We start from the raw sequence: 13,281 nt of genomic DNA, 5'->3' as shown, positions 1-13,281 counted from the left end.
ATGAGCGATTTCCATATGGTGGTGTGTGTCAAGGCGGTGCCGGGCAGCACCGAGGTCAAGATGGACCCCAAGACCAATACCATCGTGCGCGATGGTAAGCAGGCGGTCATTAATCCCTTTGACGCGAGCGCTTTGGAATGCGCGCTGGCGCTGAAGGACGACTTTATCGACTTTGGCATGGACGTGCGCGTAACGGTGGTGTCGATGGGCATCCCCGCGACTGAATCGCTATTGCGCGACTGCATCGCCCGAGGCGCCGATGACGCACTGCTGCTAACCGATCGCGCCTTTGCAGGTGCCGATACCCTGGCAACCACCTATGCCCTCAAGTGCGGCATCGAGGCGCTCGACGAGGACTTCGACCTGCTCATCTGCGGCAAGATGGCGGTGGACGGCGATACGGCCCAGATTGGTCCCGAGCTTGCCGGTGCCTTCGAGATTCCCTGCGTGACCGACGTGAGTTGCGTGCAGAGTGCGGGCTTTACGACCTGTGGTTCACTGGCGCTTGTTCACGGCTGCGATGCCGGCGAGGAGACGGTCTATCTTGAGATGCCGTGCGCGATGACGACTGCCAAGGAGATTGGCCAACTGCGTATGCCGAGTATCGCCGGTATTCGTGCGGCCGAGGAGGCGGACGTGCGCGTGGTCAACGCTGCCGACGTGAACGCCGACCCCGCGCGCTGCGGTCTTGCCGGCTCGCCGACACAGGTCGTGCGATCGTTTGTGCCCGACCGCGACCAAACGTGCGAGGCCGTTGACGGAACGGCGTCCGAGCAGGCGGCGAAACTTGCCAAGATTATCGAGGGGATGGCATAGATGAGCGGACTGATTATCGATAGCGAAGCCTGTATCGGCTGTGGTCGCTGCGTTCGCGCCTGTGCCTCGGGCGGCATCGTAGTGGAAGGCGAGCGGCCCAACCGTTGCGCCCGCGTAACCGACGGCTGCATCCTATGCGGCGGGTGCGTCGACGCTTGCCCCGTCAATGCCATTTCGATCGAGCGCGACGAGGCCGCTGGCGCGGTTGACCTCGATGCATATCGAGACATTTGGGTATTCGCGCAGACCGACGAGCACGATACGGTGGCTCCCGTTGCCTTCGAGCTCATGGGCAAGGGCCGCGAGCTTGCGGATACACGCGGCTGTCGCCTGGTGGCGCTGGTCGGCATGGGCCCCGAGGGTTCTCTCGGTGACCTGGAGCATCTGGTTTGCGCCGGTGCAGACGAGGTCCTGATCTGTCGCGACGAGCGTCTGCGCCAGAACGATGTGGAGGTCTACGCTCGCCTCGTCTGCGATTTGGTGGCAGAGCGCAAGCCCGAGGCCATTCTGTACGGAGCGACCGCCTTTGGCCGCGAACTGGCACCCGGCGTTGCCGTGCGTTTGCAGACGGGCCTTACGGCTGACTGCACCGTGCTTTCGATGGATACGGAGACGGGGCTGCTGCAACAGACGCGTCCGGCGTTTGGCGGCAACCTGATGGCCACCATCGTCTGCCCCAATCATCGTCCCCAGATGGCAACGGTGCGCCCCGGCATCTTTAAGGCGCCCGACTTTGACTACGGCCGCTCCGGCACGATCACCCAGATAGCACTTGCGGATGATGCTAAGGCTCGTGTCGAGATCTCGATTCCCGCCGAGGAGTGGGGACAGCAGGCTTCAATCGCCGATGCCGAGCGCCTGGTCGTGGTAGGTCGCGGCATTGGTTCCAAGAAAAACCTGCCGCTGATGCGAAGGCTCGCCGAGGCTCTGGGAGCCGAGCTTGGCTGCACGCGACCCGTCGTGGAGGCCGGCTGGTTGGAGTATCGCCATCAGATTGGCCAGACGGGCGTATCGGTTTCGCCCAAGATTCTTGTGAGTATCGGTGTTTCGGGCGCCATCCAGCATCTTGCCGGCATCGGTGGGGCGGAATGCATCATCGCCATCAACGAGGACCCGGATGCCCCCATCTTTGGTGCTGCCCAGTACAAGGTTGTCGGTGATGCCGTCGAGGTCGTCGAGGAGCTGCTAGCCCAGCTTGAGCGCTAGGCGCGCGCCAGCCAGTCGCGCATCTCTTCCCTAAGACGGCTCCAGGTTGCCTGTGTGGCGGGGTCGGTAAAGGGCTGCGTAATACCAAAGGGCGCGTCGAGCAGGCGGTAGATATCGCCCTGCTCGCGCGCCAGCGCGCGGCTCGCCGGATAGACGAGCTCAAACATAAAGCAGATGAGTCCTACCAGGTAGTCCGCGGGCTCGTCGCGTTCATCACGTGCGACGCAGCGGTGCTCGTCAAAGGCGGCCAACGTCGGCGCCGAGAAGTGGCTGGCGAGAAATGCGTTCTCATCCACCTTGAGGATGGTGTCAACGGTGCTGTCGGCGATGGTGCGCATAATGTCGATTTTGTCGCCATCGCGCACGATATCGCAGAAGCACCGTGTACGCTCGTCGAGTTGCGCCGGCAGGCGAAAGTCACTGTGATAGGCGATGCTCGCGCGGATGAGCTCGTCTTCTGCCGGGCTGTCGATAAAGTCGCGGATACTTGTTGCCGCGGGCGCGTCTGCAGGGTTTTTGCCAAAGAGGACCTCGAGGCCCAACTTCGCATGGCTCATGCTCTCGGCATCCTTAAACGTGTCCCAGCGTCGCAGCTGCTCAAAGCGGCCCATATCGTGCAACAGCCCACAAAGCCACGCCAGGTCAATGTCCTGCGGTGTCCAGTCCTGCTTGCGTGCCACGGCATCGCATGCCTCGGCAACGTGGTACGTATGCTCGATTTTGAGCGCGATACGCGGATTGGCGGCATCGTAGGCATCGGTGTAGGTCCTGAAGGCCGCGATTGCCCCCGTTCGATCGATAGCTGTCATAACGACTTCCTAAAAAAGCTGTGTCTTTCTGTGTCTTTCGATCCGGTGGCAATTGTAGGTGAACTCGGTTGCCGCCGGGCGATGATTCTGCCATGTCGTCGAATGCGGCTCAGAAAGCTTGTCGGGACGAGGAACGCCATGGTGCTCAAAATCGTTAAAACCGTCTGGCCGGTGATGCTTACCAATGTTGCGATAGGTGCGCCGTTGTCGATGTTCCCACCGCTATTGCGGGTTTTGTCTGCACATCGCTCTTTATTTGCCTGCTCTTTTCGCAGCGGCTGTCGGCGTCGTTGCGGTGGCAATCAAGACAAAGTCGATGTTGTGGTGCTGCGTCTCGGGTATCGGGCTCTATATCGTTTTGAGCCTCGTATAGGAGTGGGGTGCGTTTACCGTCCGGGCCCCACGAATCGGATTTCTCACCGAGCCGGTCTGCTTCTTCTGGTACCATGGTCAAACTTTACTGTAGCAAAGCATGACGTGGGCTTTTGTTCTGCGTCGGCGGAAATGGGGGTTTCATGGCACAGGAAGCGATCGCCAACGAGCAGAAGAAATTCAAAGTACCGCGCATTCCGGGTGACATCATGATCTACCCGATGATCGTCGGCCTTTTGCTCAATACCTTCTGCCCGCAGGTCTTCGAGATCGGCGGCTTCTTTACCGCCGCCTGCCGCGGCGGTTCCAATACCATCGTCGCCGCGATCCTGTTGTTCGTGGGTGCCGGCATCAGCTTTAAGTCCACGCCGGGTGCCATCAAGACCGGCATCGTCGTACTGATTCCTAAGCTTGTGGTGGCAGCCGTGCTGGGCTTGAGCGTTGCGTATTTCTTTAACGACAACTTTTTGGGCCTGAGCTCGGTTTCCATCATCGGCGGCATAACGTTTTGCAACATGGCGCTCTACACGGGCATCATGGGCGAGTTTGGCGACGAGTCCGAGCAGGGCGCCGTGGGCATCCTGTTCTTCACGGCGGGCCCTGCGGTTACCATGATCATTCTTGGTGTCTCTGGTCTTGCCAACATTCCCGTTGGCACCATCATCGGTTCCATCCTGCCGCTCGTGATTGGCATGGTTTTGGGCAACCTCTTCCCGTTCATCAAGAACCTGCTGGTTCCCGGCACCAATCCTGCGATCGCCGTCATCGGATTTCAACTCGGTGCGTCTATGAGCCTGTCGAGCTTTATCGCCGGCGGCATTTCCGGCATCTTGCTGGGCCTTGTCACGTTGTTTGTCGTCGGTCCCATCACCTTTGCGTTCGAGCGCCTGTGCGGCGGTAACGGCAAAGCCGCCGTGGCTTGTTCCACCATCGCCGGCACGGCTATGACCACGCCGGTTGCTCTTGCCGAGGTCGCGCCGCGCTATGCCGAGCTTGCGCCCACCGCATACGCTCAGATCGCCACCGCCGTCATCATCACGGCAATCATGGCTCCGATTCTGACCGGTTGGGTCGATAAGAAGTTCTACCAGGGCAAGGAAGACCTGTCGCCCGCCGGTGTCGAGGCCATCGAGGAAGCCGTCGCGGCCGACATCGATGGCGAGTAGCCATCGGCGTCCATCAATGATGCTGGCGTGCAACTCGCGCCGTGAGAGCGCCCGGGCGCTCTGGTATTATTCCCTTATTCCCCTCTGGATTGGGGGAGTTATGGTGATGCGTGCGGCTCGGAGAAGCGCTGTCGGTTTGATGATGGGGAGATGGGCCTGGTGGTCAAGGCGCTCAAGATTGAGATATTCCTGCTAAGCATGATTGTTCTTATCGGGCTTGCCGTGCGGAGTCGTCGCTCCTTGTTCTCGAGCACCCAGCAGCTATTGTTTAGCATGCTTGGCTACACCTCTGCCGCGTACATATTATTCGATATGATCTGGGTGCTATTGGATGGTGTGGACGGCACGTTGGGCATTGCTGTCAACTGGATTTCCAACGCGGTTTCGTTTTCGCTCTTTGCCATCGTGTGTCTCATTTGGTTTATCTATTCCGAGACGGTGCAGGGTTCTCGCCTTTTGGCCTCGCGCTATAGGGTGGTGCTTGTAGCGTCGCCTACGGTTCTGGTGGTCGTGCTGGCGTTTACCAGTTACTGGACGCACGCCCTGTTCTATATCGATTCGCAGGGCGTGTATAGTCGCGGCTCTGCTTATATGATCCAGCCCATTGTCAGCTACTGTTACGTTATACATACGTCCCTACATGCGTTTGTGCAATCTCGCAGGGTCGAGAGCCTGCAGACGAAGACCATCTATCGAACCTTGGCATTTTTCGCCATTCCGGCCCTGGTGGGCGGTACCTTTCAGGTTGTATACTCGTTGCCCGGCCTTTGTGTCGGCATAATGATTAGCATATTGCTGCTCTACATTGTCTTCCAGGAGCAGCTCATCTCGACCGACCCGTTGACTGGCCTCAACAATCGCAACCGTTTTGAGACCTATATACTGTCGCTCTTCTCAAATGTGGATCAGGCCAAAGACGTGTATCTGCTTGTGATGGACGCCGACGGCTTTAAGCAGATTAACGACCGCTATGGACATGTGGAGGGCGACCATGCTCTTCAGGTCATATCCGCTGCGCTCAAAGAAGTCTGCTCGGCGTCTGGTAGCTTTATCGCGCGTTATGGCGGCGATGAGTTCGTGGTGCTTCAAAAGGCGATAGCGGAGCAGGATATCTTGCATCTGTGCGCGGCAATCAACGACGAGCTCGCGCGCGCCGAGGTTCCGTATCTGTTGCGGATGTCCATCGGCTACGCACGGGTTGGTGATGGCGTCGATACCTGGCAAGACTTGCTCCGTGCTGCCGACGCGGAGCTCTACCGCGTAAAGCGCGAGAAGAAGAAAGTCGGCGTCCAGATACGCTAAAAAAGGGGGCGCACGACCGTTGCGATGGTCGTGCGCCCCCTCTGCGCTTTCGGGGACTAGTATCGGCTGTCGAAGATGCGCCTCGTCTTTTTCTCGGAGCGGGGTAGCTCACCAGGCGCGGCGTGGCATCGCCATGGTTTTCGATGGGGTTAAACGCGTCTGCGGCCTTGCCGCTGGAGTAGGCGTCTGCAATCTGCGGCAGGCGCTCGTTAACCTCGCCATGGGCGGCAAACGAACGGCGCGGGAAGATAACCCATTTGGGATCCTTCTCAAAGGTGCCAGCGGGATGTGCGACGGTATGCTCGGGTACCTCCAAATAGGTTGAGGCGTGACATATGCGGGTGGTGGGGCGCACGATAACGGGCGTATGGTAGCGCTCCGAGATTTCAAATGCCTCTTGCATCATCGCGTAACCCTGCTCCAGATTTTGCGGATCGAGCACGGGGATCTTCGCAAATGCGGCAAAGCGGCGCGTGTCCTGCTCAGTTTGAGAGGAGATGGGGCCGGGATCATCGGCGACAAACAGCACCAGACCGCCCTTGATGCCCACGTAGTTGAGGCTCATGAGCGGGTCGGAGGCAACGTTTAGTCCGACTTGTTTGCAGGTAAAAAGGCAGCGCGCTCCTGCATACGATGCACCTGCCAGCACCTCGAGCGCGGCTTTTTCGTTGGTCGACCACTCGACGTGGACACCCTCGGCACTACCTTGGGCCTTGAGTTTGGCAACTGTCTCGACAAGTTCCGTCGACGGCGTGCCCGGGTAACCGGCGACCACGCGAACGCCCGCCGCAAGCGCGGCATACGCAAAGGCCTGGTTTCCCATAACCAGTTTCTTATGCATCTGTATCCCCTCGATGTCGCCGGCGCGTTACGGCAAGACGGCGTCTGTCGCCGCGACTCGGTACGAAATCAACGAGATACAGTGTACTCCATTAAGCTAAAGTGAGAGCTGCCCTTTTCCAAACGGGGTGGTTTGTTAGGCCTTTTTAGGTTTGTTGACAATGATGATGCCACTGCAGACCAAGAGCAGGGCCACAATTACGGTAACGGGGCTCGTGCCAGCGCCCTCTCCGAGCAACAACGCGCTCAACAGCACGCCAAAGACCGGGTTCATAAAGCCAAAGACCGAAACGCGGCTAACGGGGTTGACGGCGAGTAGGCGGGACCACAGCGAGTACGCGACGGCGGAAATGAGCGCCATATAAATGATGAGCGCGATGGCGGGGGCGATTTCGGTGGGGAATAGCGCGCCGCCCATCAAAAACCCGATGGCGGTAAGGATCAAACCGCCGACTAAAAACTGCCAGCCGGCGAGCAAGACGCCGTCATGCTCGCGCGAGAAGATGCCAATGAGGCAGGTCGACAGGGCGCCCGCAATAGTGGAAGCCAAGATAAATCCCTCGCCGTCGAGTGTAAAGCCAAAGGTGCCGTCCGCACCCGAAAGGTTGACGAATGCGACGCCGGCAAAGCCCAGTACGCAGCCGAGCACCTTGGTCGCATCGAGCTTTTCGGTGCGAAACGCCAGAGCGGCAAAGAGGATGGCGAGGAAGTTGGCGCTGGCCTCGATGATGGAACTCGACATGGCGCTGGCGCGCGAGAGTCCCAGGTAGAAAAAGAAGTACTGCCCGATAGTCTGGAAGAGCGACAGGATGCAGATGGGCTTAATGTCGCGAGCCTGTGGAACGAGTGGGCCGCGCTGGGCCGCGCTCATCCCAACGATAACCAGGGCGCCGGCAAGCGTGAAGCGCAAGCCCGCAAAGAGCAGCTGCGAGGCGCTATCGTGCGCGGGGATGCCAAAGAGCTCATAGCCGATCTTGATGCAGGGGAAAGCCGACCCCCAGAGTGCGCAGCAGACGAGGCAGCCCAGGATGAGTCCGGGCAGGGTGGCGAGATACGGCTTGCGGCTTTCCATGATGTCCTTCCTGTATGCGCGAAGTAAAAAAGAACCCGCCACCGGGTGTGCCGGTGGCGGGTGTTGTTACCCGAGGGGATTGTACCCGATGGGAACGTATTTAAGCGAAGTAGGCTACGCCGCTCTCAAAGATCGGCATGAACTTATCGCCGGGGACATGCTCGGGCACGTTGCGGTACAGGTTGTCGCCGCGACGCTCGGCATGGCCCATCTTGCCCAGGACGCGGCCGTCGGGGCTCGTGATGCCCTCGATGGCGAGCGCGGAGCCGTTGGGGTTGACGGAGAGATCCATGCTGGGCTTGCCATCCTCGCCCACGTACTGGGTGGCGACCTGGCCGTTGGCGATCAGCTGGGCGAGCACTTCATCGTTGGCGACAAAGCGGCCCTCGCCGTGGCTGATGGCGACGGTGTAGGGGTCGTCCAGACTGCACTGCGACAGCCACGGGGACAGGTTGGACGAGATGCGGGTGCGCACCAGACGGCTCTGATGGCGACCGATGGTGTTGAACGTCAGCGTGGGCGCATCGGGCGTGGCGTCGACGATGTCGCCGTAGGGCACCAGGCCGAGCTTGATCAGGGCCTGGAAGCCGTTGCAGATGCCCAGCATCAGGCCGTCGCGGGCCTTGAGCAGGTCGCGGACTGCCTCGGTGACCTCGGGAGCGCGGAAGAACGCCGTGATGAACTTGGCGGAGCCGTCGGGCTCGTCGCCGCCCGAGAAGCCGCCGGGAATCATGACGATCTGGCTTGCACGGATGCGGCGGGCGAGCTCGTGGGTGCTCTCGGCGACGGCCTCGGGCGTGAGGTTGTTGATCACGAAGGTGTCGGCCTCGGCGCCGGCGGCGCGGAAGGCGCGGGCGCTATCGTACTCGCAGTTGTTGCCGGGGAACACAGGGATGATCACGCGCGGGCGGGCGATCTTGGCGCCGCCGTACACGTGGATATCCTTGGCGCGGAAGTCGATGGCCTCGACCTCTGGGGTCTCGCCGGCGCTGCGGTAGGCGAAGACGCCTTCGATACCGCTCTCCCAGGCCTCCTGGAGCTCGGCGAGCTCGATGACTTCGGAGCCGGTGTCGATGACATAGCCCTCGACGGTGGTACCCAGGGGCTCGACGACAACGCCGTCGGCGACCTCGGGCAGCTCGGCGTCCTCGGCGAGCTCGACGATAAAGCTGCCGTAGAGCGGGGTGAAGAGGCTCTCCACGTCCACATCTTCGGCAAGCTCGATACCGATCTGGTTGCCGACGCACATCTTAAAGAGGCTCTCGGCGCCGCAGCCGTAGCCGGGCGTGGAGACGGCCAGGGCGTCGCCGGTAGCGGTGAGCGCCTCGACGGCGTCAAACGCGGCGAGCAGCTGCTGGGCATCGGGGCGGTAATCCTCGCCATAGGTGGCGGGGGCGATGCGAACGACGCGGTGCGTGAGGCCCTTAAACTCGGGGGAGACGGCGCGGGCGGCACGGCCCACGGCGACAGCGAAGCTGATCAGGGTCGGCGGAACGTTGAGCTCGCCGGCCTCGTCCTCAAACGAGCCGCTCATGGAATCCTTGCCGCCGATGGCGCCGGCACCCAGGTCGACCTGGGCCATAAGGGCGCCCAGGACGGCTGCCATGGGCTTGCCCCAACGTTCGGGCTCGGTGCGCAGGCGCTCAAAGTACTCCTGGAAGGAGAGGTAGGCGCGCTTGTGCTCAAAGCCGGCGGCAACGAGCTTGGCGATGGACTCGACCACGGACAGGTAGGCGCCTGCAAACTGGTCGGCCTCCATCAGGTAGGGGTTGAAGCCCCATGCCATAGCGCTCGCCGTGGTGGTCTCGCCGTCCACGGGGAGCTTGGCGACCATGGCAGAGCTCGGGGTGAGCTGCGTCTTGCCGCCAAAGGGCATGAGCACGGTAGCGGCACCGATGGTGGAGTCGAAGCGCTCGGAAAGGCCCTTGTTGGAGGCGACGTTGAGATCGGTGACAAGCGAGGTCATGCGCTCGGCAAGCGTGGTGCCGGCCCAGCTGGGTTGCCACACGCTGCGGGCACACACGTGGGCGACCTGGTGCTTGGGTGCGCCGTTGGAGTTGAGGAACTCGCGGGACAGATCGACGATGGCGACGCCGTTCCAGGCCATACGCATGCGCGGCTCGGCGGTAACCTCGGCGATGACGGTCGCCTCCAGGTTCTCCTCGGCGGCATAACCCATGAACTCCTCGACGTCACCGTCGGCGACGGCGCAGGCCATGCGCTCCTGGGACTCGGAGATAGCGAGCTCGGTTCCGTCCAGGCCATCGTACTTCTTGGTCACGGTGTCCAGGTCGACATACAGGCCGTCGGCAAGCTCGCCCACGGCGACCGAGACGCCGCCGGCGCCAAAGTCGTTGCAGCGCTTGATCAGGCGGCAGGCGTCGCCGCGGCGGAACAGACGCTGCAGCTTGCGCTCGACCGGGGCGTTGCCCTTCTGGACCTCGGCACCCGAGGTTTCGATGGAATCGGTATTCTGGGTCTTGGAGGAGCCGGTGGCGCCGCCGATGCCGTCACGGCCGGTGCGGCCGCCCAGCAGGATGATCTTGTCGGTGGGGGCGGGGCACTCGCGACGCACGTGGTTTGCCGGGGTGGCGCCCACGACGGCGCCGACCTCCATGCGCTTGGCCACGTAGCCGGGGTGATAGAGCTCGTTGACCTGACCGGTGGCAAGGCCGATCTGGTTGCCGTAGCTGGAGTAGCCGGCGGCAGCGGTGGTCACGAGCTTGCGCTGCGGCAGCTTGCCCTCGAGCGTCTCGGAGACCGGGACGGTGGGGTCGCCGGCGCCGGTGACGCGCATGGCCTGGTACACATAGCTGCGGCCAGAGAGCGGGTCGCGGATGGCGCCGCCCACGCAGGTGGCGGCACCGCCGAAGGGCTCGATCTCGGTCGGGTGGTTGTGGGTCTCGTTCTTAAACAGGAACAGCCAGTCCTGGTCCTCGCCGTCGACATCGACCTTCACCTTGACGGTGCAGGCGTTGATCTCCTCGGACTCGTCGACATCGGTCATGACGCCGGTCTTCTTAAGGTACTTGGCACCGATGGTGCCCATGTCCATGAGGCAGACGGGCTTGGCGTCGCGACCGAGCTCGTGGCGCATCTCCATATAGCGGTCGAAGGCCTGCTGTACCACGGCGTCATCGATTGTCACATCGTCCAGGACGGTACCGAAGGTGGTGTGGCGGCAGTGGTCGGACCAATAGGTGTCGATCACGCGGATCTCGGTGATGGTGGGGTCGCGGTCCTCATCGCGGAAGTACTGCTGGCAGAAGGCGATGTCCGCCTCGTCCATGGCAAGGCCGCGCTCGGAGATAAAGGCGGCAAGGCCGGCCTCGTCGAGTTCGCGGAAGCCGTCGAGCACCTCGACGGGCTGGGGCTCGGGGGTCTCCATGTACAGCGTCTCGGGTAGGTCGAGCGAGGCGATGCGGGCCTCGACGGGATTCACCACGTAGTGCTTGATGGCCTCGATGGCGGCTTCGTCCAGAGTGCCCGAGATCATATAGACCTTGGCGGAGCGCACGGCGGGGCGCTCGCCCTGGCTGATGAGCTGCACGCACTCGCTGGCGGAGTCGGCGCGCTGGTCAAACTGGCCAGGCAGGAATTCGACGGCAAAGACGGCGCCATCGCTTGCGGGGAGTTCGTCGTAGGTCACATCGACCTGGGGCTCGCTAAAGACGGCCGGCACGCAGGAGCGGAAAAGCTCCTCGTCGATGCCCTCGACGTCGTAGCGGTTGATGATCCTCAGGGCCTCGATGCCCTTGATGCCGAGAATTTCGGTCAGCTCGCCCTTGAGCTGCTGAGCCTCGACGTCGAACCCGGGTTTCTTCTCCACGTAAATACGAGAGACCATTGGTTCCTGCCTTCCTGATCGGTTGGGCGTACGGTGCGGTATGCGGCAGCGGTCGGTTTGCGGGACAAGCCTCGCGGTCGCCTTGAGCCACATGTTTGTAAACGTCACTATGATACGACAGCTCATGGCGTATTGAGGACGGCGAGGGTGCTACAGTGAAGCGCAAACAAGAGAAAGGCATCACATGGCATTCGTTTCGCTCGCCATCATCGCGCTTGTGGCCTTCGCAAGCCCCTTTATCGCATCGGCGATTCCCGGAAAGCCCGTTCCCGAGACGGTCTTTTTGCTCGTGTTCGGCGCGGTGCTGGGACCTCACATGCTCGGCGTCATCCATGTAGATGCCGAGGTATCGCTTGTGTCCGAGCTCGGTCTGGCCTTTTTGTTCCTGCTTGCCGGCTTTGAGATCGACCCCAAGAACATCACGGGCGTCGAGGGACGCTACGGCATGGCGACGTGGGTCGTCACGTTTGGCATTGCCTGGCTTGCCGTGCGCTTTACCCCGTGGTTCTCGGTCAGCCATTTCGACGGTATCGCCGTGACGCTGGCGCTCACTTCGACGGCGCTCGGCACGCTCGTGCCCATCATGCGTGAGCGTTCGCTGACCGGCACGCGCGTGGGCGACTCCATCCTTGCCTATGGCACGTGGGGAGAGCTCGGTCCCGTGCTTGCCATGTCGGTGCTGCTCTCCGCTCGTACTGGTATCCAGACGCTCGTGATCCTCGGCTTGTTTGCACTGGTCTGTGTGCTGTTGGCCGTGGTTCCGAGCCGCTCCAAGCGCGTCGGCAGCCGCTTCTTTGCGTTTGTCGAGGAGCGGGCCGACACGACGTCGCAGACGTTCGTGCGCCTGACGGTGCTCATCCTGGTCACACTCGTGGCATTTTCCGCCATCTTTGACCTCGACATCGTGTTGGGCTCTTTTGCCGCCGGCTTTGTCCTGCGCTATATCATCCCCGAGGGCAACCATACGCTCGAGACCAAGCTCGATGGCCTGGCCTATGGCTTTTTGATTCCGGTGTTCTTTACCGTGTCGGGCGCAAAGATTGACCTGACGGCCGTGGCGTCGCGCCCGGGTCTGCTCGTGGGCTTTATCGCGGCGTTGCTGATCATTCGCGCCGTGCCGATCCTTGTCTCTATGAGCATTTGTCCCGCGACACGTGACGTTTCGGCGTATGGCCGCATTACCGTGGCCCTGTACTGCACCACGGCCCTGCCGATCATCGTCGCCGTGACGAGTGTGGCCGTCAACGCGGGCGCGCTGTCGCAAGACGTCGCCTCGGTTATGGTAGCCGCCGGTGCCATCACGGTGTTCTTGATGCCGCTGCTCGCGCAGCTCTTCTATCGCGTGGTCGATGCCGCGCCGGCCACTGCCGTGGCAGAGGTCGCCGAGCACCCTGCCGACGCACTCGATATCCTGCGCGCTCACCACGACCTAGCGAGCCTGCTCGCGCGCGAGCATGAGCTTTTGACCTCGCATGGCCATGGGCGTTCGCTCGACGGCATACCTACCCTTGATTCCATTGCTGACCGCCTCTCGACCGAGGCGGCAAGCGGCCACATCGATGCCCGTATCGTGGACGCCGCTCATTTGCTGGCTGAGAAGACCTATGGCGACGAGATCGACCCGTCCAAGCTGACTCCGCGTGAGCGCCGCCGCCTGGAGCGCGCCAAGCTCGCCGTGCGCGAATACCGCCGCCGCATGCTGGAGCTCTACGCACGCGATGAAGCCCAGGACGACGACGGCAAATAACGAGATGCTTCCCTAGGGGAAGCCGCGTCCCGCTTTAAAGACCCGAAACGGGACGCAGTTTCCGCATCGGCCCCCATCGGGAAGTCACATCCCAGAATGGACGC

General features: G+C 61.8%; 8 protein-coding genes and 1 pseudogene. 5 read left to right on the top strand and 4 right to left on the bottom strand.

Features of this window, described 5'->3' with window-relative positions:
* Both ACQRAP_RS03755 and ACQRAP_RS03750 read left to right on the top strand, forming a co-directional pair.
* Entirely contained in the window at positions 1 to 816 is an 816-nt protein-coding gene (locus ACQRAP_RS03755; RefSeq protein ID WP_427794928.1) for an electron transfer flavoprotein subunit beta/FixA family protein, read from the top strand.
* The gene (locus tag ACQRAP_RS03750; RefSeq protein ID WP_427794927.1) at positions 817 to 2,022 is read left to right on the top strand and encodes an FAD-binding protein; all 1,206 of its coding nucleotides are present in this window, start codon (positions 817 to 819) and stop codon (positions 2,020 to 2,022) included.
* Here ACQRAP_RS03750 and ACQRAP_RS03745 read toward each other — a convergent pair.
* Positions 2,019 to 2,831, bottom strand: coding sequence for an HD domain-containing protein (locus ACQRAP_RS03745; protein WP_427794926.1), 813 nt, complete (start codon positions 2,829 to 2,831; stop codon positions 2,019 to 2,021). The two genes, ACQRAP_RS03750 and ACQRAP_RS03745, sit on opposite strands and share 4 nt — an antisense overlap.
* 515 nt (positions 2,832 to 3,346) lie before the next feature.
* On the opposite strand from ACQRAP_RS03745, the gene ACQRAP_RS03740 reads away from it, so the two are divergent.
* Both ACQRAP_RS03740 and ACQRAP_RS03735 read left to right on the top strand, forming a co-directional pair.
* Positions 3,347 to 4,369, top strand: coding sequence for a 2-keto-3-deoxygluconate permease (locus tag ACQRAP_RS03740; protein ID WP_427794925.1), 1,023 nt, complete (start codon positions 3,347 to 3,349; stop codon positions 4,367 to 4,369).
* 159 nt (positions 4,370 to 4,528) lie between these two features.
* Positions 4,529 to 5,671: a diguanylate cyclase domain-containing protein gene (locus ACQRAP_RS03735; protein WP_427728280.1), complete on the top strand. Its 1,143-nt coding sequence runs from the start codon at positions 4,529 to 4,531 to the stop codon at positions 5,669 to 5,671.
* Positions 5,672 to 5,978: 307 nt separating this feature from the next.
* On the opposite strand, the pseudogene ACQRAP_RS03730 reads toward ACQRAP_RS03735, so the two are convergent.
* The 3 genes and pseudogenes from ACQRAP_RS03730 to ACQRAP_RS03720 all read right to left on the bottom strand — a co-directional run.
* Positions 5,979 to 6,494, bottom strand: a pseudogene (locus tag ACQRAP_RS03730) (hypothetical protein); the annotation flags it as partial.
* A gap of 153 nt (positions 6,495 to 6,647) precedes the next feature.
* Positions 6,648 to 7,583: a DMT family transporter gene (locus tag ACQRAP_RS03725; protein WP_427794924.1), complete on the bottom strand. Its 936-nt coding sequence runs from the start codon at positions 7,581 to 7,583 to the stop codon at positions 6,648 to 6,650.
* A gap of 100 nt (positions 7,584 to 7,683) precedes the next feature.
* Complete coding sequence (locus ACQRAP_RS03720; RefSeq protein WP_427794923.1) at positions 7,684 to 11,430, bottom strand: phosphoribosylformylglycinamidine synthase; 3,747 nt, start codon at positions 11,428 to 11,430, stop codon at positions 7,684 to 7,686.
* A 184-nt stretch (positions 11,431 to 11,614) separates the two neighbouring features.
* On the opposite strand from ACQRAP_RS03720, the gene ACQRAP_RS03715 reads away from it, so the two are divergent.
* A complete protein-coding gene (locus ACQRAP_RS03715) occupies positions 11,615 to 13,177 on the top strand; it encodes a cation:proton antiporter (RefSeq protein ID WP_427794183.1) in 1,563 nt (520 codons plus the stop codon).
* Positions 13,178 to 13,281: the final 104 nt, after the last annotated feature.

The sequence above is a fragment of the Collinsella sp. SGI.180 genome (assembly GCF_050313455.1).
Classification (GTDB): domain Bacteria; phylum Actinomycetota; class Coriobacteriia; order Coriobacteriales; family Coriobacteriaceae; genus Collinsella.
Note: the sequence above shows the minus strand (reverse complement) of the source record. Positions and strands in the feature narration are given on the sequence as shown.